The 20,913-nt window shown below is 65.5% G+C and carries 20 protein-coding genes; 8 read left to right on the top strand and 12 right to left on the bottom strand.

The annotated features are described in order from the left end of the window. Positions 1 to 19: 19 nt before the first annotated feature. Positions 20 to 868: a Bax inhibitor-1/YccA family protein gene (locus tag AYK61_RS08600; protein ID WP_032404782.1), complete on the bottom strand. Its 849-nt coding sequence runs from the start codon at positions 866 to 868 to the stop codon at positions 20 to 22. A 197-nt stretch (positions 869 to 1,065) separates the two neighbouring features. Between AYK61_RS08600 and AYK61_RS08605 the strand changes: the two genes are divergently transcribed. Further along, positions 1,066 to 1,491 (top strand): hypothetical protein, encoded by a 426-nt coding sequence (locus tag AYK61_RS08605; RefSeq protein ID WP_068051629.1) that lies wholly within the window; start codon positions 1,066 to 1,068, stop codon positions 1,489 to 1,491. Between the two features lie 3 nt (positions 1,492 to 1,494). On the opposite strand, the gene AYK61_RS08610 is transcribed toward AYK61_RS08605, so the two are convergent. Next, positions 1,495 to 2,622: a methyltransferase gene (locus tag AYK61_RS08610; RefSeq protein ID WP_121870493.1), complete on the bottom strand. Its 1,128-nt coding sequence runs from the start codon at positions 2,620 to 2,622 to the stop codon at positions 1,495 to 1,497. Positions 2,623 to 2,704: 82 nt separating this feature from the next. Here AYK61_RS08610 and AYK61_RS27755 point away from each other — a divergent pair, with 82 nt between their 5' ends. After that, the gene (locus AYK61_RS27755) at positions 2,705 to 2,827 is read left to right on the top strand and encodes a hypothetical protein (RefSeq protein WP_259467969.1); all 123 of its coding nucleotides are present in this window, start codon (positions 2,705 to 2,707) and stop codon (positions 2,825 to 2,827) included. A gap of 13 nt (positions 2,828 to 2,840) precedes the next feature. Here the strand turns inward: AYK61_RS27755 and AYK61_RS08615 are convergent, their stop codons facing one another. From AYK61_RS08615 to AYK61_RS08625, 3 genes are read right to left on the bottom strand one after another with little or no spacing between them, the layout of a single operon-like run. Next, positions 2,841 to 3,365 carry a peroxiredoxin gene (locus tag AYK61_RS08615; RefSeq protein ID WP_121870494.1) on the bottom strand — a complete coding sequence of 175 codons (525 nt, stop codon included), beginning with the start codon at positions 3,363 to 3,365 and terminating at the stop codon, positions 2,841 to 2,843. Between the two features lie 17 nt (positions 3,366 to 3,382). After that, a complete protein-coding gene (locus AYK61_RS08620; protein ID WP_121870495.1) occupies positions 3,383 to 4,153 on the bottom strand; it encodes a tyrosine-protein phosphatase in 771 nt (256 codons plus the stop codon). A 25-nt stretch (positions 4,154 to 4,178) separates the two neighbouring features. Continuing rightward, positions 4,179 to 4,751, bottom strand: coding sequence for an antibiotic biosynthesis monooxygenase (locus tag AYK61_RS08625; RefSeq protein ID WP_121870496.1), 573 nt, complete (start codon positions 4,749 to 4,751; stop codon positions 4,179 to 4,181). 171 nt (positions 4,752 to 4,922) lie between these two features. Between AYK61_RS08625 and AYK61_RS08630 the strand changes: the two genes are divergently transcribed. Both AYK61_RS08630 and AYK61_RS08635 read left to right on the top strand, forming a co-directional pair. Further along, on the top strand, positions 4,923 to 5,420 hold the full coding sequence (locus AYK61_RS08630) for an Lrp/AsnC family transcriptional regulator (RefSeq protein WP_121870497.1): 498 nt from the start codon (positions 4,923 to 4,925) through the stop codon (positions 5,418 to 5,420). After that, positions 5,417 to 6,562: an FAD-binding oxidoreductase gene (locus tag AYK61_RS08635; protein ID WP_121870498.1), complete on the top strand. Its 1,146-nt coding sequence runs from the start codon at positions 5,417 to 5,419 to the stop codon at positions 6,560 to 6,562. The genes AYK61_RS08630 and AYK61_RS08635 overlap by 4 nt, the downstream gene beginning before the upstream one ends. Positions 6,563 to 6,629: 67 nt before the next feature. Here AYK61_RS08635 and AYK61_RS08640 read toward each other — a convergent pair whose 3' ends face one another. Then, complete coding sequence (locus AYK61_RS08640; protein WP_121870499.1) at positions 6,630 to 7,247, bottom strand: TetR/AcrR family transcriptional regulator; 618 nt, start codon at positions 7,245 to 7,247, stop codon at positions 6,630 to 6,632. A gap of 130 nt (positions 7,248 to 7,377) precedes the next feature. On the opposite strand from AYK61_RS08640, the gene AYK61_RS08645 reads away from it, so the two are divergent. After that, positions 7,378 to 8,856: an MDR family MFS transporter gene (locus AYK61_RS08645; protein ID WP_121870500.1), complete on the top strand. Its 1,479-nt coding sequence runs from the start codon at positions 7,378 to 7,380 to the stop codon at positions 8,854 to 8,856. Position 8,857: 1 nt separating this feature from the next. On the opposite strand, the gene AYK61_RS08650 is transcribed toward AYK61_RS08645, so the two are convergent. From AYK61_RS08650 to pdhA, 4 genes are read right to left on the bottom strand one after another with little or no spacing between them, the layout of a single operon-like run. Next, on the bottom strand, positions 8,858 to 11,005 hold the full coding sequence (locus AYK61_RS08650) for a thiamine pyrophosphate-dependent enzyme (protein WP_121870501.1): 2,148 nt from the start codon (positions 11,003 to 11,005) through the stop codon (positions 8,858 to 8,860). 37 nt (positions 11,006 to 11,042) lie between these two features. Continuing rightward, positions 11,043 to 12,332 (bottom strand): dihydrolipoamide acetyltransferase family protein, encoded by a 1,290-nt coding sequence (locus AYK61_RS08655; protein WP_121870502.1) that lies wholly within the window; start codon positions 12,330 to 12,332, stop codon positions 11,043 to 11,045. Positions 12,333 to 12,380: 48 nt separating this feature from the next. Then, entirely contained in the window at positions 12,381 to 13,385 is a 1,005-nt protein-coding gene (locus AYK61_RS08660) for an alpha-ketoacid dehydrogenase subunit beta (RefSeq protein ID WP_121870503.1), read from the bottom strand. Continuing rightward, on the bottom strand, positions 13,382 to 14,464 hold the full coding sequence (pdhA, locus tag AYK61_RS08665; protein ID WP_121870504.1) for a pyruvate dehydrogenase (acetyl-transferring) E1 component subunit alpha: 1,083 nt from the start codon (positions 14,462 to 14,464) through the stop codon (positions 13,382 to 13,384). The genes AYK61_RS08660 and pdhA overlap by 4 nt, the downstream gene beginning before the upstream one ends. Positions 14,465 to 14,598: 134 nt before the next feature. Between pdhA and AYK61_RS08670 the strand changes: the two genes are divergently transcribed. Both AYK61_RS08670 and AYK61_RS08675 read left to right on the top strand, forming a co-directional pair. Then, positions 14,599 to 15,078, top strand: coding sequence for an Lrp/AsnC family transcriptional regulator (locus AYK61_RS08670; protein WP_032397602.1), 480 nt, complete (start codon positions 14,599 to 14,601; stop codon positions 15,076 to 15,078). A 254-nt stretch (positions 15,079 to 15,332) separates the two neighbouring features. After that, the gene (locus tag AYK61_RS08675; RefSeq protein ID WP_121872576.1) at positions 15,333 to 16,361 is read left to right on the top strand and encodes a Glu/Leu/Phe/Val dehydrogenase; all 1,029 of its coding nucleotides are present in this window, start codon (positions 15,333 to 15,335) and stop codon (positions 16,359 to 16,361) included. Positions 16,362 to 16,445: 84 nt separating this feature from the next. On the opposite strand, the gene AYK61_RS08680 is transcribed toward AYK61_RS08675, so the two are convergent. After that, positions 16,446 to 17,897, bottom strand: coding sequence for an NAD-dependent succinate-semialdehyde dehydrogenase (locus tag AYK61_RS08680; protein WP_121870505.1), 1,452 nt, complete (start codon positions 17,895 to 17,897; stop codon positions 16,446 to 16,448). 1 nt (position 17,898) lies between these two features. Next, positions 17,899 to 19,263, bottom strand: coding sequence for a 4-aminobutyrate--2-oxoglutarate transaminase (gabT, locus tag AYK61_RS08685; RefSeq protein ID WP_121872577.1), 1,365 nt, complete (start codon positions 19,261 to 19,263; stop codon positions 17,899 to 17,901). A 130-nt stretch (positions 19,264 to 19,393) separates the two neighbouring features. On the opposite strand from gabT, the gene AYK61_RS08690 reads away from it, so the two are divergent. After that, the gene (locus tag AYK61_RS08690) at positions 19,394 to 20,890 is read left to right on the top strand and encodes a PucR family transcriptional regulator (RefSeq protein ID WP_121870506.1); all 1,497 of its coding nucleotides are present in this window, start codon (positions 19,394 to 19,396) and stop codon (positions 20,888 to 20,890) included. Positions 20,891 to 20,913 lie beyond the last annotated feature (23 nt).

Here is a 20,913-nt window from a genome sequence, read left to right on the forward strand (position 1 = left end):
GGGGCTTTTCGCGTGAGCACTAGTCGTTCTGGAAGTAGCTCAGCAGACGCAGGATCTCGACGTACAGCCAGACCAGCGTGATGGTCAGACCGAGGGCGACGCCCCAGGCTGCCTTCTCGGGAGCCTGTGCGCGGATCAGCTGATCGGCCTGATCGAAGTCGAGCAGGAAGCTGAACGCGGCAATGCCGATGCAGACGAGGCTGAAGATGATGGCCAGCGGTCCGCCGGAGCGGAGTCCGAAACCGTCCTCCATGAAGAAGCTGGCGACGAGATTGCCGAGCATCAGCACGACGACACCGATGAGGGCACCGACGACCATGCGGGTCAAGCGCGGGGTGACGCGGATGGCACCGGTCTTGTAGACGATCAGCATGCCGAAGAACACGCCGAACGTACCGAGGACTGCCTGGCCGATGAGGGCGGATCCACCGACCCCACCGAACTCGACGCCGGTGAACATGAGCGACAGCGCACCGAGGAACACACCTTCGGCTGCGGCGTACGCGAGCACGATCGCCTTGTTGTCCATCTTGCGGCCGAAGGTCGCGAACATGACCAGACCGAAGCCGATCAAGCCACCGCCGATGACGAACGGGATGGCCAAGTCGGTGTTGTTTGAGACGAGCAGGTACGAGATGATCGCCGTCACGCTCAGCACGCCGAGGGTGATGCCGGTCTTGGTGACCACGTCGTCGATCGTCATGGCCCGCTGTGCGGGCTGCGTGGTGTACGGGTCGGCCTGCGTTCCGGGATGCTGGCCGAAGGTTGCGGCCTGCGAGGCTCCAGCCGTCGCAGATCCGAATGTGGCGTATCCGCCGCCCTGCTGCTTGGGCAGGTTGCGGAACACCGGGTTGCTGGAGGTGCGCACCGTGTCTCTTCCCTTCGTAAGTTCTGATCCCCACCGGGGATCTCCCCGTCGGTCATCAGTAGAACGTCTGACATCCGGACAAAAGTTCCCGAGCGGAGAACTTCTACGACGGACAAAACGGACTCTACCGGGTACCGGGCACACACGCGGAGACGACCGCGTGTGTGACACCGAATCGAAACGGGCAGTATGAGGAAATGGCAATCGAAGACGGACCCGACCAGACCTTGGACCCCAGTGAAAGCGTCGACTCCGACGAGGTGCGCAACGACGACGGCGACACCGTGGTCGATCCCCCCGACCATTGGAGCGAGGCCAACAGCTTCGGCACCACCGCTCGCGAGGCTGCCGAGGGCGAGAGCCTGGATCTCAAGCTCAGCGAGGAAGAACCCGACATCGCCGTCGAGGAGGAACTCGACCGCCCGATCACCGAGACTCCCGACGACGAACTGACCGAGGAACTCGTCGACCACGTCGTCGAGGAATCCGACGAGGATCCCGACATCGACTACGCGGAAGGCCAGCGTCAGGCCGAGATCGTCGAGGGCACCCTCGTCGAGGACCTCGGGCGCAACCGGGGACAGATCGACGGAACTCCCGAAGACGGCGGCCCGGTCACCTGACCGTCATCGTTGCTCGCTCGGGCGTACCGAGCGAGCGACGGTGAACTTGCCGTTGCGGCCCATGAGGTCGGTGGGACCGACCGCGTCGGCCAGTTCACGCCGGTAGTTCAAGTGCGTGTTGTAGACCGTCCACATCTGTCCGCCCGGTCGCAGCACCCGACCGGCGGCTGCGAACAATTTGCTCGCCGCGCCCGTGTGTACCGCGGCACCCTCGTGGAACGGTGGATTGCAGACCACCAGATCGACCGATTCGGATTCGAAGGTCGACATGGCGTCGTCGGCGATCACCGAAATCTTCGTCCCGTTCGCCGCCGCAGTGGCCGCTGCCGATGCGATTGCTGCCGCCGAGCGATCTGTTGCGATCACCTCGAGATCGGACCTGGTCCGAGCCAGCTCGGTGGCGAGAATTCCTGTGCCACAACCCAAATCGACGGCACTGCGGGCTCGCGGCAGCATCTTCGGTATGTACTCGAGCAGAAAACGAGTTCCGATATCGAGGCCGGCCCCCGCGAACACCGCACCGTGCGCCACCACCGTCATGTCGACATCGGCAATCCGCTTGCTCACCGGATACGTCATGCCCGACGCCACCGCCCCACGTGCGGTGAGCACTCGGGCTTTCTGCCGCCCTCGGCCGGCCGTGACGGTCTCGAACGACTTTCGTAGGACGTCGTTCATTGCCGGGGTCATGTGCTTGTCTCGTCCGCCCGCGAGGACGACGACGTCCGCCGACGCGTGTGCGGCGATGTGCTCGGCGATCTCGGTCAGTTCGGCCAGAACGCGCGGCAATTGCATCAGCACCATCCCGACGCCGTCGAGCAGTTCGGCACCCAGTGCGTGCTGGGTGTAGGAGCCCGACATCGAGACCCGTGCCGCGTTCAGCTCGAGCGCTCGCACGCCGGTGACGGCGTCCTGATGCACGCGTATCGCGGAGAACCCGAGAGACGCGGCCCCGAGGGTCAGGGCTCCGTACCGGTCGCCGATCACCGCGATCGGCGTGGTCCTGTCGATTCCGGGAAGTTCGTCGACGGTATCGAGGACGAGGCGGTCCGCAGCGTCGACGGCATGGAGGTTGGGCGCCTCGGCGTCGGGCTCACGACGAAGGGCGTCGAACAGGGATTCATCGGGCACTCGAGCAGTATCCCACCCGGCGGAGCCCAGACAGCCCGCGCGGCGAGTGGCTATTGCCGCGAATCAGGGGCATGCTCGGGGAATGGAACACCAAGACAAGAACGAGGCGCTCTTCAGCCATCCCGACGATGCGTCCACCGATGCACACGCCGAAACCTCCAAGCCTGCCGTCTACACCGCCCTGTTCAGCGGCGCGAACGAATAGCTGGAACAGCCCGTCACGACAGGTAGCGGAGGTACTCCAACGCCTTGGTCGCATGCACGTGACCGCGTTCGCTCTGCACCACCATCCGCACCACTCGGTTCCGATCGATCACGAATGTCGTCCGCTTCACGGACAGTAGCTGCCGCAGGTACCCACGGTTGGCCGCATGCGCCCGCCCGCGTTCGAGCTCACGAAGCCGACGCCGCCGGGTGAACCACCCGCCTCGTCGCACTCCGAACTGCTCTGCCACCGCACCGTCGGAATCGGACAGCAACGGGTAGTCGAAGGACCTCTGCAGCGCGAAATGCTGGTTGCGGTCTCGGGTGTCGGTACTGATGCCCACCCGTTGTGCGCCGAATCTCTCGAATTCCGTGCCCAAGTCCCTGAAGTGACACGCTTCGGCCGTGCAGATGGGGCTGTTGGCCGCTGGGTAGAAGAACAGTACGACCGGACCCGACGCGGTCAGGTCGGCGAGCGCACGAAGTTCGCCGGAATGGTCCGGCAACTCGAAGTCCGGGGCGGTCTTTCCGATGCGCATGGGCCCGAGGTTACCGCTCAGCCCTCCACGAGGGCGGCAGTCAGGCGTTGTCGGAGATCCCGATCGATGCCCAGGTAGTTCAAATATCCCTCGAACGAGCCGTGGGTCGACTTCATGACGTCCAGTCCGTGCTCCAGGTAGGACGCGCGGACCCCCAACATCGCGTCGGTGGGTAGGCCGTCCGCCTCCGCGGCTCCCGCCCACGTGCGGCGCACGTGAGCGAGCAGTGGGGCCACCGCGTCGTTGCTTCTCAGGTAATCCGCGACGATGTCGTCCTCGTCGACCCCCGCGGCCCGCAGGACCGTCGACACGGTCCACCCTGCTCGGTCCTTACCCGCCGCGCAGTGGACCAGAACCCCACCGCGTCGTTCGGCGAGGGCGTCGACCACTCGTTTGATGGCATACGACGCCCCGTCGAGTGTCGGATAGGAGGCGTACGCCCGCAGCATGTAGTCCACTTGGCTCTGCTCGTCGCTGATCGGAGCTTCGTGGGGGGCGCGCTCGCCCCGCACGGTGTCGAACGGCACCGAGATCGATCGGACCCCCTCGGGAACTCGGTCGGCGCCACTTCGGCCTATCTCCGGCTCACCGCGAAAGTCGAACACCGTACGAATGCCGAGGTCCGCGACGGTGCGCCGACCGTGCTCGGTCAGCGCACTCAATTCCGATGCGCGATAGAACGATCCGGCCCGAACCGTGGCCCCGTCCGTGGTGCGCGCGCCGCCGAGATCGCGGAAGTTCCAGGCCCCGTCTAGGGCGAACTGATCGTGTACCGGGGCGTCGGGCATGGGTTCGACCCTATCGAAGGTGATGCTACGAGCGCGGTACCAGCCACCGACGTAGCCGGGCGGTGACGAACGGCATCACCACGTAGACCATCAGCGGCGTGCACATCATCACCACCAGTGCGGTACGCAGAGCCACGTTCAGGTCCGTCAGGTGTGGCGTCACAACGATGTTGACGAGCAGACTGACGGCATAGAAGGCAACGCCGATAGAGATCGCCTGCTTCCACCGCGGCGGCGGGCCACCGATCACTCGAACCGCGTCGGTGAGGTTGGACTGCGGTTCGAACCATCCCTCCACACCGGAAAGTCGATGTGTCGCAACGTCGTCGGCGATGGGACGGCCGGTGCTGAGCCACGCGCGTCGGGCATCCGAGCGCAGCCAGCCGTCGAGGTTGTCGTGTGTCTCGAATCGATACAGCACGTGATAATCGCTGGAATTACCGGAACTGCGCAGCCAACCGCCACCGAGAAATCCCGGAAAGGTTCGGACGAGATCCATCCCGCGATCGGTCCACTCCACGAAGTCGGCCTCGTATCCCTGACGAACGCGTCGTGCGACCGAGGTCGTGACGTGATCGAGCGTGTCGGTCGTGGTCATGCGGTACCCCTCCTGCGCGTGTTCGTCGCGGATCGATGTGTTCTACACAGAGTGCGGCCATATGGACCTACATTCAAATCGTGAGCCGAATCGAAGATCGATGGCTCAATTTCTGAAAGGATGTGACAATTCGTCTACGCAGACCCTTCTCGAGCGACCTGGAGTGGACGGATGGCACAGCACCGACCCGAGTACCGGCTCGACGACGTGGACCGACGCATCGTCACCGAACTCAGCCGTGACGGCCGAATGTCCATGCGCGCCCTGGCCGAGGCCACCCATATCTCGCGGGCGCACGCGTACGTGCGCGTCGACCGTCTCGTCGACGAAGGAGTCATCGAGGGATTCACCGCACGCATCGCCTACGAGAAAGCGGGGTTCGGCGCGTCGGCGTATGTGGCACTGTCCATTCGGCAGGATTCCTGGCGCGCCGTCGCCGACGACCTGAGCACCTTCCCGTTCGTCGAACACGTCAGCCTCATGGGCGGCGACTTCGACGCACTCGTTCTGGTGCGAGCTCCGGACACCTCGGCACTACGCCATCTGGTGCTCGACAAGCTGCAGGGACTCGACGGGATACTGTCGACGCGAACCTGGCTGATCTTCGACGAGGCGATCGGCCCCGGCGCGCAGTGGACCGCAGAGGCAACGAACGGGAGCAATCCATGACCACGTCCGAGCGAGAACGGAACTCCGCCGACGTCATCGTGATCGGCGGCGGAATCGGGGGTGTCTCGCTCGGTTACGAACTCGCGAGCGACCGACGCGTCGCACTGCTCGAGCGCGAATCGACCCTGGCCTTCCACACCACCGGACGTTCGGCCGCCCTGTTCCTGGAAACCTACGGCAACAGCACCATTCGGGCACTGACGACGGCCAGCCGGGCATTTCTGGTCGACCCGCCGGAGCACTTCCGATCCGAGCTGCTCGCCCCGCGACCGCTGCTGCAGTTCGCGGCAACCGGGCGAGGTGACGCGCTCGAGGCAACGTACGCGGACGTCAGCCGACTGACACCCGACGCCCGATTGGTCTCCCCGACCGACGCGCGTACGCTCTTCCCGCCGCTACGTCCCGAACTGATCGATTGTGCACTGTACGAACCACATTCGATGGAGGTCGACGTTCACGCACTGCATCAGGGCTTCGTGCGGGGGCTGCGCGATCGAGGTGGACGAGTCCACACCGGGGCAGGCGTGACACAACTGAGACGCGTCGACGGACTGTGGCACGTGCACACCACGGACGGGTCGGTCCACACCGCTCCTCTCGTCGTCGACGCAGCAGGCGCATGGGCGGACGTCGTCGGCGAGATGGCGGGTGCCGATCCGATCGGACTCGTCCCGATGCGTCGGTCGGTGTTCATGGTCGCCGCGCCCGATGATCTGGACACCGCGAATCTGGCGACGTTGAGCGACATGGACGAGAAGTTCTACATCAAACCAGATGGCGCACAGTTGTTGTGCTCACCGGCTGACGAGACGCCCACCGAGCCCAGTGACGCGCGTCCCGACGAATTGGAGATCGCGCGCGCGTTCGACGACATCGCCGAGGCGACCACGCTGACGGGCCGGCATTTGCGGTCGTCCTGGGCGGGTCTGCGCAGTTTCGTTCCCGATCGCACCCCGGTCGTGGGCTTCGATCGGAAGGTCGAAGGTTTCTTCTGGTGCGCCGGTCAGGGTGGATACGGAATCCAGACCTGTGCGGCACTGGCCCGAGTCGGCGCGACAATCGTTCGCGGAGAACCACTTCCACAGGACGTGGCCGCCCGCGGACTCGACGAAGCGGACCTGTCGCCAGGCCGATTCTGGTGAAAGGCGCTCCGCGCCACGTGCACGAAAGCTCGACCTGGGCTACGAAGTTCCACTCACATCGACAAGCTCAGCCGGCCACGACGCGTCGTAGATCACGCACCGTGGTTCGGTAGATGTCCAGTAGATCGGCGTCCTGCCCACCGTCGACTCGCTCGGCCCAGTCGTCGAAGGCGATGCGCATGACCATCCCGGCCCCCTCGACCAGAAGTCTCGCGTAGGAACGCGGCTCGTGGCCACCGAGCCTCTCGGCTACCGCATCGGTGACGCGGCACAACGTCATCGCGTCGTGGGCGAAGGCCGCGGAACGCAGGTGCGCGTCGGCGCCGATCAGCCGTCGGGTACGCCGGAGGCGATCTCGCACCTCGTCCGGCGCGGAGGAAAGTCGTTCGACGGATCGCTCGTAGAGTGCTTCGATACCGGTGATGGTGATGTTCTTCGGTGCCGTGGACGCCAGCCAGGCGTTCAGGTCGACATCCAGGTCCGGGTCGTTTCCGAGGACGGACTCCTCCTTCGACGCGAAGCTGCGGAAGAACGTGCTGGGCGACACCCCGGCCCGACGCGCGATCTCGTCGACCGTCGTCGCGGCGCACCCTTGCTTCTCGAACAGGTCGAGCGCGGCGCGGGTGATCTCGAGTTGGGTGTCTCGGCGACGTCGCTCTCGCAGATCGGGCGCTCGTTCGGTCATCCTCGTCACTCCTTCGTATTCTCGCTGTCAACTTACCAGTAGTATTCAAGTTGACAGTCACTGTCATGATGATTCAAGCTATTGAGCGGGCCGAAAGTCCGCACTTCGAACCCATACTCGAAAGCTTCCGATGACCTCACCTGAGACCGACCACATGTCCGAGCCCACGTCGGGCGACGAACTCGCGCCGGGCAGCAAACTACTGATCGGCATTCTCGTCATCGCGGCGTTCGTCATGATCCTCAACGAGACGATCATGAGCGTGGCACTACCGACCCTGATGGTCGACCTCGACATCACGGCGACGACGGCGCAGTGGCTCACCACCGGATTCCTGCTGACCATGGCCGTGGTCATCCCCATCACCGGATTCCTGTTCCAGCGATTCACGTTGCGTCAGGTGTTCGTGGCAGCGATGACGCTGTTCACCGTCGGCACACTGCTCGCGGCCTCGGCCCCGGGATTCGAACTGCTCCTGCTCGGACGCATCACCCAGGCCAGCGGCACGGCAATCATGTTGCCGCTGCTCATGACCACGGTGCTCACCGTCGTCCCGGCCCACAAGCGCGGCGCGATGATGGGCGTGATCTCCATCGTCATCGCGGTGGCACCCGCTGTCGGTCCGACGATCTCGGGCATCATCCTCGATTCGCTGGACTGGCGCTGGATGTTCTGGCTCGTCCTGCCGATCGCCCTCCTCGCGTTCGCGATCGGGACCACTCTCGTGAAGAACGTGACCCAGACCGGGCGACCGTCGTTCGATCCGCCGTCGGTCGTGTTGTCCGCGTTGGCGTTCGGCGGGATCGTCTACGGCCTGAGCAGCCTCGGACACTCGGCCGAGGATTCCGTGGTGCCGGTTTGGCTGCCGCTGGTGGTGGGTGCGATCTCCCTCGTCGTGTTCGTTCTCCGGCAGATCTCGCGCCAGGATCGCGGCGCACTGCTGGACATGCGTCCGTTCCGCACCCCCACCTTCAGCATCGGCCTCGGTATGATCGCGATCTCGATGATGGCACTGTTCGGCGCTCTGATCCTGCTGCCGATGTATCTGCAGAACGTCCGCGGACTCGACACTCTCGACACCGGCCTGATGCTGCTCCCCGGCGGACTGCTGATGGGTCTGCTCGCGCCGTTCGTCGGACGCATCTTCGACCGAATCGGTCCGCGCCCGTTGGTCATTCCGGGCGCGATGGTGGTGAGCGCCGCACTGTGGTCGATGACCGTGCTGGACGCGCAATCTGCGCTCCCGCTCGTGATCGGTATCCACATGCTGCTCTCGGCGGGTCTCGCTCTCATCATGACGCCGCTGATGACATCGTCGCTGGGATCGCTTCCGACACAGCTGTACTCACACGGAAGCGCCATCTTCAACACTGTTCAGCAGTTGGCCGGTGCTGCGGGTACCGCCCTGTTCGTCACCGTCATGTCGAACACCGCAGCAGCCCGAATCTCCGACGGCGCAACCCAGGTCGGCGGTTCGGAGGCCGGTATCCACACCGCGTTCCTCTACGGCGGCGCAGTATCTCTGGTGGCCGTCGCTGCGTCGTTCTTCATCCGCGCCCCGGCACGCAAGGATCTCGACGAGGTCGCTCCCGTACAGCCGGTGCACTGAGTCAACCGAATTCGACCATCTCCGCAGCCGCAGAAACGATCTCGTCTTCCGACAGGAGGACGAGATCGGCTGCGGCGCCCAGCGGAACGAACGAATTCTTGCTCGCCACTCGGCGGATCGTACCCGCGTAGCCACCCTCGATCAGGGCCGTCACGACGCCTTCTCCCACTCCCCCGTCGTGGCGGGTCTCGTCCGCGATCAACACTCGATCGAAGCCTTCGAGCCGGCGCAGAAGGTCGTCGACCGGCAGCGGAACGATCCAGCGCAGATCGACGATCGTCACGCCGATGCCGCGCTCACGCAACCTCGACGCGGCGCGCCTGCTCATCACCACCCCGTTACCGAAGGTGACGATGGCCAGATCCTCACCGTCCGAATGGGTTGCGATGGTCGCGAACTCGGCCGACGCGTCGTCGACGCACCGCAACGCCCCGTCGCCGTCGTCCAGATCGACGCGGTGGTACAGCGCAACCGGCTCCAGAAAGACGCATACCCGTCCCTCCTCCACGGCCAGCGCCACGCACGTCCGCAGCAGCGCGGCGGCCTCGGCAGCGGAACTCGGAACGGCAACGACGATGCCCGGAATATCGCGCAGAACCGCAACCGCGTTGTCGTTGTGGAAGTGCCCTCCGAAACCACGCTGATACGCCAGACCGGCGATGCGCACGACCATCCCGTTGGTGAACTGCGCATCGGAGAAGAACTTGAGCGACGCGGCCTCACCGCGCAGCTGATCCTCGGCGTTGTGCAGGTACGCCAGATACTGGACCTCGGGTATCGGAACGAATCCTGCGAGCGCGGTACCGAGGGCGGTGCCGAGCACCGTCTGCTCGTCGAGCAGGGTATCGAAAACCCTTGCTGCGCCGAACTTCTTGCGCAAACCTTTCGTGACGCCGTAGACGCCGCCCTTGACAGCCACGTCCTCGCCGAACACGAGGACATCCGGTCGCGCCGCCATGATGTCGGCAAGCGTCGTGTTGATCATGGCGGCGAGCGTCAGACGCGGCCCGCCCTGTGTCGGTCGCAGGCTCTGCTCGGTGGCGGCCACGGCAATCGGTCGCCGTTCGGTGAGCGGAGCCATCACCGCGTCCGCGGTGACCAGGCGAGACGATGCCCCGGACCGGAGTGACTCGACCATCGCCTCGGCCTCGGTCATCACGGTCTCGCGTACTGCCTCGTAGCGACCTTCGACGTCGGCTGCCGAGAGCACACCGGCCCCGATCAGCGCACGTGCGCAGGCCAGCAACGGATCTCGTGCGTAGTCGCCGACGATGTCTGCGTTGGTGCGGTACGCGAGCTCGGCGTCGGATCCGGCGTGGCCCATCAACCGCACTGTCTCGAGGTGCAACATCACCGGCCGACGCCCCGACCGCACTGCGGCGACAGCGGCGTCCACGGTACTCATCAGCGCGACCGGGTCTGTCCCGTCGGCTCGGACGTACTCGATCGACGGAAATCGGCTGAGCGACTGCGCGATCCAGCCCCGCGGCGACCGGGTACTGATTCCGATGCCGTTGTCCTCGCAGACGAGAAGGATCGGCATCGGAATCGACTGGTGGGCACAGTACGCAGCCGAATTGAGCGCACCGACCGTCGTCGAATGATTGGCCGAGGCATCGCCGAAGCTGCACACCACGATGGCGTCCTCGGGCCACGGCGTTCGATGACGCAGCGCCTTCGCGCGACCGAGAGCGAACGCCAGTCCGACCGCGCGCGGAACCTGCGAGCCGATGGTGGAGGTCTGTGGCACGATGCCCAGATCCGGGTGCCCGAACACCTTGTGGCGTCCGCCCGAGATGGGGTCGCGGGTGGAGGCGACCAACCCGGCCAGCACGTCGTGGATCGGGTTCGAACCCGAATGCTGTTGTGCACGTGCGGCATAGAAACCGCCCGAGCGGTAGTGCAGCAGGGCCGGGTCGGTGACCGTCGTCGCGGCACCGACGGCTGCATTTGCTTCGTGCCCGGACGATCCGATGGTGTAGTACCCGAAGCCCTCGGACTGCAACCAGCGGGCTGCGAAGTCCAGGTGCCGGCTCGCGAGCTGCGCATCGAAGTACCGCAGCAGACGATCCGGATCGGCGAGCTCCGGCCCGCTCGTCGAGGCGACCCTGATCCGGTCCAGGAAATGCGCGTCGATCGCGTTCGCCACGCTCGCCCCTCTTCGTCTCACGGTACGAGCTGGGAAGTCAGCCCAGCGCGATCATATCCACCGGAGAGCTCAACAACCGGCCGACGAGCGCGAGAAACTGCGATCCTTGCTGACCGTCGACGAGGCGATGGTCGAACGAGAGCGACAGTGTCGTCGCCGACCGTAGTGCGATCTCGCCCTCGTGTTCCCACGGCATGCGGCGAATGGAGCCGAAACAGAGGATGGCGGCCTCGCCGGGGTTGAGGATCGGCGTACCGGCGTCGACTCCGAACACTCCGACGTTGGTGATGGTGATCGTGCCGTCGGCGAGATCGGCCGGACTGCTCTTGCCTTCCTTGGCCGTCCGCGTCAGATCCGAGAGCGCGCGGGCGATGTCCACCAGAGACTTCTCGTGTGCGTCCTTGATGTTCGGCACCATCAGTCCGCGCGGAGTCGCGGCGGCGATACCGAGATTGACGTAGTGCTTGGTCACGATCTCCTGAGTCGTCTCGTCCCAGGAGGAGTTGAGCGACGGATTCGATTTCAGCGCAACGAGAACCGCCTTGGCGACCAGAGCCAGCGGGGTCAGCCGCACGTCTGCGAAGTGGGTCGAGGACCGCAGGGAGTCCAGCAGTATGAGGGTGTCGGTGACGTCGACGGTCACGAACTCGGTGACGTGCGGAGCGGTGAATGCACTGCGCACCATCGCATCCGCCGTGTGCTTGCGCACCCCCTTGATCGGTGTGCGCTCTTCGCGACCGACCCGTAGCGGGGCCTGCTCCCCTGCAGTGTCGGCTCCGTGCAGATACGACTCGACATCCTCGCGGGTGACGTCGCCGCGAGTTCCGGTCGGGGGAACCTCGGCCAGATCGACAGCGTTGTCCTTGGCGATCTTTCGCACCGTCGGTGCCGCCAGCGGTTTTCCGTTCTGCGCGTTCGATGTCGGAGCGACCGGCGTGCTCCCCCGGCCGCCGCGTCGACTCGATCCTTCCTTCGCCACGCCGTAGCCGACGAGAACCGGGACGCGTTCCTCGCTGTCCTCCACCGGACTCGCGTCGTCCACATCGGTGCCGGCGACGACGACTTCGGGGTCCTCGGTGTCTCCATCGACTCGGATGTCGATGATCGGGACCCCGACCTCGACGGTGTCACCTTCCGACACATGAAGGGCAGCAACGACGCCCGCGAACGGTGAGGGAAGTTCGACGGCGGCCTTGGCCGTCTCGACCTCGGCGATGTTCTGATTCAGCTCGATAGTGTCACCGACGGCGACGAGCCAGGTCAGCAGATCGGCTTCGGTGAGTCCTTCCCCGAGGTCGGGCAATGGAAAGCTCTTGATGGTGGGCATCGTCGAATCCTGTTCGGTACGTATCGGCGGCGGTCGGTGAACGCGAGGTCAGTGCGAGCGGCAGCGGTCGACTGCGTCGAGAATCCGGTCGACGTCGGGGAGATAGAACTTCTCCAGCTTCGACGCCGGGTACGGAGTACCGAAGCCGCCGACGCGCAGCACCGGCGCTTCGAGGTTGTAGAAGCAGCGTTCGGAGATTCGAGCGGCGATCTCGGAGCCGAGGCCCATGAACACGGGGGCCTCGTGCGTGACGACCAGCCGTCCGGTCTTGCGTACCGAGGCCTCGATGGTTTCGAAGTCGATCGGCGAGAGAGAGCGCAGGTCGATGACCTCGATCGAGATTCCCTCGTGGGCAGCGACTTCGGCGGCCTTGCGGGCGGTGGCAACGAGCGGACCGTAGGCGATGAGGGTGATGTCGGTGCCCTCGGTGACCACCCGCGCCCGATGCAGCGGGTAGGACGCGTCGAGATCGCGCGACTCCAGATCGATCGGGCTCTTCTCCCAGTACCGGCGCTTCGGTTCGAAGAACAGCACCGGGTCGTCGCTGGCGACGGCTTGCTGAATCATCGAGTAGCCGTCGGCGGCATTGCTGCAGGTGACGACACGAAGGCCTGCGGTCTGCGCGAAGTAGCCCTCGGGAGACTCCGAATGATGCTCGACGGCACCGATTCCGCCACCGTAGGGCACGCGAATCGTCATCGGAATCTTCACATTGCCGCTGGTACGGTAGTGCAGTTTGGCGACCTGCGAGACGATCTGGTCGAACGCCGGGTAGATGAAGCCGTCGAACTGGATCTCGCACACCGGGCGGAATCCCCGCATCGCGAGTCCGACTGCGGTGCCGATGATGCCCGATTCGGCCAGCGGCATGTCGAGTACACGACCGGGGCCGAAGTCCTTCTGCAGGCCGTCGGTGATGCGGAAGACGCCGCCGAGTTTGCCGATGTCCTCGCCCATCAGCAGAACTTTCGGGTCGTTCTCCATCGCTCGTCGCAGACCTGCATTGATGGCCTTGCCCAACGGAAGACTGGTGGGCCGTTCCAGGGTGGTCATGACATGGCTCCTTCGAATCCGGCTTGGTACGAGGCGAACTGGGCCCGCTCGTCATCCAGAAGGGGGTGTGGATCGGCATAGACGTTGTCGAACACCGACATCGCTTCCGGTTCGATTGTCTCCAGGCACCCGCGACGAAGCTCGGCGGCGACGTCGTCGGCCGTCCGCTTCACCGAGGCGGCGAACGCATCGTCGAACACGCCGATTCGCCTGAGCAGCTTCTCGATTCGATCGATCGGATCCTTGGCGCGCCATTCGTCGTCGGTGGCACCCGAGCGGTATCGCGTCGGATCGTCGGACGTGGTGTGCGGGCCCATGCGGTAGGTGACGGCCTCGATGAGCGTCGGGCCGCTGCCTTCACGCGCCCGCGCCAGTGCTGCCCTGGTCACAGCCAGGACGGCGAGGACGTCGTTTCCGTCGACGCGGACCGACGGAATTCCGTATCCCTCACCGCGGGCGGCGATCGTCGCCTTCGTCTGCACCGTCACCGGTTCGGAGATGGCCCACTGGTTGTTCTGGCAGAAGAAGACCACCGGTGCGTGGAAACTCGCGGCGAAGCCGAGTGCCTCGGAAATGTCGCCCTGGCTGGTGGCACCGTCGCCGAAGTAGGTGATGGCCGCGCCCTCGGCTCCCTCGAGTTGCATGCCGATGGCGTACCCGGTTGCGTGCAGGCCCTGCGACCCGACGATGATCGCCGGCGTCGTCATGCGGTATTCGTACGGGTCCCAGCCGGAGAGGGTCGATCCGCGCCAGAAGCGCAGCATCCGGGTGGGGTCGACGCCCCGGCAGTAGGCGACCCCGTGCTCGCGGTAGCTGGCGAACACGAAGTCCTCGGTGTCGAGCGCGCGAGCCGAACCGACCTGCGCCGCTTCCTGCCCGAGCAACGGTGCCCACAACCCCAGTTCGCCCTGTCGCTGGAGCGCGGTCGCCTCGGTGTCGATGCGCCGGACGACCACGAGATCGCGGTACATCTCCATCATCGCGGCCGTGTCGATGTCGGCGACGAGAGGCGAGTAGGTCTCGTTGCGGACCACCGTTCCAGATTCTTTGATCAGCTGTACCAGCGAGGTGGTGTTCATGTTCGTGGCACTCTCCGTCGTGGTGTGATGTCTTTCACAAGCACACCACCGACATCCACCCTGCACAAGTGATGACTTCACAACTGCGCAGTGTGCACAATATTGGGTAAAGATTGAGCTACAGGAAGTGCGCAATGACCGATCTGGACAAGACCGACGCCCGACTCCTTCTCGCCCTGTGTGCCAAACCACGAGCCACCGGCGTCGAACTCGCCACCACCTTGGGCCTGTCCCGCAACACCGTGCAGGCGCGCCTCGGTCGATGGGACGACAAGGGATCGCTCACGCCGATCGATCACCGCATCCCGCCGAAGTCTCTGGGGCGGCCACTACAGGCATTCGTCACCGCACAGGTCAATCAACACACGCTCGCCGCAGTGACCCAACACCTTCGCACCATCCCGGAGGTGCTCGAAGTGTTCGGGCTGTCCGGAGCAGCGGACATGCACATCCGCATCGCGGCCGTCGACGCCGACGACCTCTATCGCATCGCGGGTCTCATTCTCGATATCCCCGGAGTCGAGCGCACCAACATGTCCATCGCGATGAGCGAGTTGATCCAGTACCGCACCAAGCCGTTGCTCGAGCAACTCGCCGAGGACGGTCGTCGCTGAGCAGCCCGACCATCCCGGCGAGGTCGATCCGAGATGCACCGTGCAACATGCACATTCTCGGCAACAGCGGTTGACCAGCGTGCACGTGCACGACACTCTTCGGGGACACGAATTCCGGATACCACCCATTTCCGGTACCGCCGCCTCATCACCGAAAGAGACCGCCTGTGTCCGTCGTTGCCGACCACCCCGCCGCATCGAGTACCTCGTCCGATTCCTTCCCCGCCGCGACCGGCGTCTTCGATCGTCCCGACATGCCGCGCGACTGCGCACACGAACGCGTCGTGTTCTGCCAGGACCCCGACACCGGTCTGCGCGCGATCATCGCGGTCCACTCCACAGCCCTCGGTCCGGCTCTCGGCGGAACTCGCTTCTACCCCTACGTTTCCGAGCAGCAAGCGTTGACCGACGTGCTGCGCCTCTCCCGCGGAATGACGTACAAGGCAGCCGTCGCGGGTGTCGATCTGGGCGGCGGCAAAGCAGTGATCATCGGCAACCCCAACGCCATCAAGACCCCGACGCTTCTGGGCGCGTACGGCCGGTTCGTCGAATCGCTCGGTGGCACCTACGTGACGGCAGGTGATGTGGGCACCAACAGCGACGATCTCGACATCATCGCCGAGGAGACGGCGCACGTCGTCGGCAAGAACACCACCGCGGGCGGCACCGGCGACAGCGGCCCCCAGACCGCGCTCGGCGTCTTTCTCTCACTCCTGGCCGCAGCCGAATCCACCTGGGGCTCGGACGATCTGACCGGCAGGCGCGTCGGCGTCGAGGGCGCGGGCAAGGTGGGCTACAACCTCGTCGCACTGCTGCGCGAGGCCGGTGCCGAGGTGGTCGTCAGCGACTCCTACCCGCCTGCCCTCGACCGCATCGCCCTGGACTTCCCCGGTGTCACCGTCGAATCCGACATCATCGGTGCCGACATCGACGTCTATGCGCCGTGCGCCATGGGTGCCACTCTCGATGCCTCGTCGGTGGCCCGGTTGTCGGCGTCCATCGTGTGCGGCGCAGCGAACAATCAACTCCTCACACCCGATGTCGAGGCCATGCTGGCTGCGCGCGGAATCGTCTGGGTACCCGACTACGTGGCCAACGCCGGCGGCCTGATTCAGGTGGAAGGCGAACTGCGCGGAAAGGATTCGGAAGAAGTGATGGCCACGATCGGCAAGATCCGCGACACCGTCACGGGCATCTTCGCCATCGCCCGCGCCGAGGGCATCCTGCTCGGCGCAGCAGCCGATCGCCTGGCCGAGGATCGAATCGCGGCTGCTCGCAGCTGATCACAAGCAGGCTTCGCTCCACTCTCGGCCGTCGATCGGGGATTCCCGCACTGACGGTCACAGAGTGGAGCGAAACGTGCAGATCTACCGAAGCGCGATGTACTTGGTCTCGAGGTATTCCTCGATACCTTCCGACCCGCCCTCGCGTCCGAAGCCCGATTCCTTCACACCACCGAACGGGGCTGCGGCGTCGGAGATCGCACCGCGATTGACCCCGACCATGCCGGTGGCCAGTGCTGCCGACACCCGAAGGGCTCGGTCGAGGCTCTCGGTGTAGAAGTAGGCCACCAACCCGTATCGGGTGTCGTTGGCTGCAGCGACGGCCTCGTCCTCGGTGTCGAATCCGATGATCGCCGCGACGGGCCCGAAGATTTCGTCCTGCAACAGATTCGCGTCGGCCGGGATTCGGTCGAGCACCGTCGGCGCGTAGAAGAAGCCGGGTCCCTCGGGCGCGGTTCCGCCGGTGCGCACCCGGGCTCCCTTCGCGACGGCGTCGTCGACCAGTGCCATGACCGTTCGACGCTGCTTGTCGTTGATGAGCGGTCCGATATCGGTGCCGTCTCGGTCACCCGGACCGACGGTCAACGCCTCGATTCGCTCGGTCAGCTTCGCGGTGAATTCCTCGCGCACCGAGTTGGCAACGTACAGCCGATTCGCTGCCGTGCACGCCTCGCCGCCGTTGCGCATCTTGGCCAGCATCGCTCCGTCGACGGCGGCGTCGACGTCTGCGTCGTCGAACACGATGAACGGGGCGTTGCCGCCGAGCTCCATCGACGTCCGCAGTAGTCGATCGGCTGAATTGCGCACCAACAACTTTCCCACTCCGGTCGAACCGGTGAACGTGATCTTCCGCAGCCTCGGATCGTCCATCAATGGTCCGGTGACGGACGCGGCGTCGGAGGCCGGGAGTATCGACAGCACGCCGCGGGGCAACCCGGCGTCGGCGAACACCTGCCCGAGGAGCAGCATCGTCAGTGGGGTGTCCTCGGCCGGTTTGACGATGACGGTGCAGCCCGCCGCCAGGGCCGGGCCGATCTTGCGTGTGCCCATGGCCAGCGGAAAGTTCCACGGGGTGATCGCCAGGACCGGGCCGACCGGAGACTTGGTGACCAGGATCGAGCCGTTGCCCGCAGGGGCAGGGGTGAACCGGCCGCCGATTCGGACGGCCTCCTCACCGAACCAGCGCAGGAATTCGCTGCCGTACTTCACTTCACCGTGGCTCTCCGCCAACGACTTTCCCATTTCGAGTGTCATCAGCAGAGCGAAGTCGGCAGCACGCTCCTGCAGCAGGTCGAAGGCGCGCCGCAGAATCTCGGCTCGCTCACGAGGGGGCGTCGCGGCCCACCCCGGCTGCGCCTCGGCGGCAAGGTCGAGCGCTGTGATGCCATCGGCCGCGGTGGCGTCGGCGACGGTGGTCAACTCCTCGCCGGTCGCCGGGTTCAGCACGGCGAATCGTGCACCCGACGCCGACGGTGACTGCACGCCGCCGAGCCACAGTTCGGTGGGCAGCTTCGAGATCAGGTCGGTAGCCGACATGTCAGTTCCCCTGTGCCACAGTGCGCAGCGCGTCTTCGAGGACGGTGAGCGCGTCGCTCAGCAACTCGTCGGAGATCACCAGGGGCGGCAGCAACCGGATGACGTTGCCGTACGTGCCGCACGTCAGCACGATCACCCCGGCCGCGAGTGCCGCCGCCGCAACGGCTTTGGTGGCCTCCGGGTTGGGCTCACGCCCACCCGGCACGACGAGCTCGATCGCGAGCATGGCTCCGCGGCCACGCACGTCGCCGATGATGCCGACCTCGGACGCCAACGCGTTCAATCGCTCGAACACGGTGCGTTCGATGTCGCGGGCGCGGGAGTTGAGGTCGTGTGTCTCCATCTGGTCGATGGATGCGATGGCCGCGGCGCAGGCCACCGGGTTGCCGCCGTAGGTGCCACCGAGTCCACCGGGGTGCACGGCATCGATCAGATCGGCACGGCCGGTCACCGCGGCCAGCGGCATGCCACCTGCAATCCCCTTCGCCATGGTGATCAGATCCGGCACGACGCCTTCGTGCTCGCTCGCGAACCAGGCTCCGGTGCGGGTGAATCCGGCCTGCACCTCGTCGGCGATGAACACCACGCCGTTCTCGCGTGCCCAGTCCGCCAGAGCCGGCAGGAATCCTTCTGCGGGCACGATGAAGCCGCCCTCACCCTGGATCGGCTCGATCAGAATGGCCGCGAGATCGGCTGCGCCCACCTGCTTCTCGATGACGGAGATCGCCCGGGCCGCAGCCTGGGCGCCAGTGATCGCGGAACCGTCGGAGTTCAGGCCCTCTCGGAACGGGTAGGACATCGGCGCCCGATAGACCTCCGGAGCGAACGGCCCGAACCCGCTCTTGTACGGCATCGACTTGGACGTCAGCGCCATCGTCAGATTGGTACGACCGTGGTAAGCGTGGTCGAACACGACGACAGCAGACCGCCCGGTGGCGTGACGAGCGATCTTCACGGCGTTCTCGACGGCCTCGGCACCACTGTTGAACAGGACGCTGCGCTTGTCGTGATCCCCCGGCGTCAACTCGGCCAGCTTCTCGGCGACCTCGATGTACCCCTCGTACGGCGCGATCATGAAGCAGGTGTGGGTGAAGTGTGCGACCTGATCCTGCACTGCAGCAACGACTGCCGAGTTCGAGGCACCGACTGTCGTCACGGCGATTCCGGCCCCGAGGTCGATCAGCGAGTTCCCGTCGACATCGACCACGACGCCACCGTCCGCGTCGGCGACGTACACCGGCAGCGTCGACGCCACGCCCGCACCGACGACGGCCTTGCGGCGCTCCGCCAATGCCGACGACTTCGGTCCGGGGAACGCGGTGACGATCTTGCGCTCCTGCGGAAGTCGGTACTCGATCGAGGCCATGGTCGCACCTTTCATGTGGGCTGGTCCAGCAAGTATGCGACCGGTCGACCGCCCAGGACTGCTGCCAATTCGTCCATTCGAAGGGCTGGTTGCACTCCGTTTCGTCGACCCGGGGTTTAGAGTTCGACAGGTGAGCGTGCAGATGTCCTGGCTGCTGAGGCAGCAACACCTCCGCCTGAGTCACCGCGGAGGACCCGAACGCAGCGTCGTACCCATCACCTTCGCGCAGGCGACCGAGCTCACCGACCCCAGCCCTTGGCTGTCGGGTGGCGAGCTGATTCTGACGACCGGGCTCGGGTTCGACACCGACGGCCCAGCTCTCGGCACCTACGTCCGAACCTTGGCGGCCGCGGGCGTCGCCTGCCTCGGATTCGGAATCGGTCTGTCGCACAGCACGATTCCCCAGCACATTCTCGATGCGGCAGAGGACGTGGGCCTACCCGTCGTCGAGGTCCCCTACGACACTCCGTTCGCAGCCGTCATCCGCGCGGTCATGAAGCGAATCTCGGAGCAGGAGTACGAGCAGGTCGTTCGCGCGGCCTCGGTGCAGAACCGCATCACTCGGGCAGCGCTGCACGGCGGCGTGAACGCGATCGTCCGTGAGCTGGCCGTTGCCACGTCGACCTCGGTGGCGCTGATCGGCCGGCGCACCGAGTCGTTTCATCCCGCAGACGCATCCGACCTCGTCGAGCAGGCCCGCGAGATCGCCAGCAGCATCCGGCCGTCGTCCTCTCCCGCCACCGTGTCGGCGAGCGAACCGGGGCGCACAGTGACCCTGCATTCGGTTGCGATCACCGGTGGCGCTCCGACCTTCCTGGCCATTCGCACCACAGGGCCGATGACCGGGGTCGAGCAGATCCTGTTGGGACACGCGGTATCACTGGTGACGCTCGACCTCGAGAAGCCGGCACGACTGCGCGCCGAGCAGTCCAGGCTCAACACTCTCGCGCTCGGGTTGTTGCTCGACGGACATCTCTTGTCTTCCGACGATACGGCCCTACCGAGCTATCTCGCCGATGCTGCCGACGACGACTCCCACATCAGGGTTGCGGTGATTCGCGGACCGTCCGAACGCATCGCCGAGGCAGTCGACGCCGAGTGCCGGGTCCGCGCGCGGCCGACCTACGCCCGTAACACCGATACCGGCTGCGAACTACTGCTGCGCGGCTCCGACGACGCCCGGTTCGTTGCTCACCTCGTCGATTCACTCCCTCGGTCGACGTGTGCAGGCATCAGTTCCCGGCTGAACATCGACGAGTCGCCTACGGCGCTGCGGCAGGCCACACTCGCATGCGCCGCGGCGGGTCCCCACGACCGGATCGTCGAATTCACCGGATCGATGCTGTTGGCCTCCGAACCGGTGCAGGAGTCGTTGCGTGCCATGGCTGCCGTGACCATCGCGGTACTGGCCGAGTACGACCGCACCCATTCCGCCGATCTGGTCGGATCGCTTCGGGCTTTCCTCGAGGCGAACGGGCATTGGGAAACCGCTGCGGCGCACCTGTCCGTTCATCGTCACACGCTGCGAAACCGGATCACGCGGTGCGAGGAATTGCTCGCGGTGGATCTGACGTCGGCGCGGGTGCGAGCCGAACTGTTGCTCTCACTGCTTGCCGCGACAACGTGAATATCGGCACACGTGTCAGGATT

Source organism: Rhodococcus sp. SBT000017 (assembly GCF_003688915.1).
Taxonomy (GTDB): Bacteria; Actinomycetota; Actinomycetes; order Mycobacteriales; family Mycobacteriaceae; genus Rhodococcoides.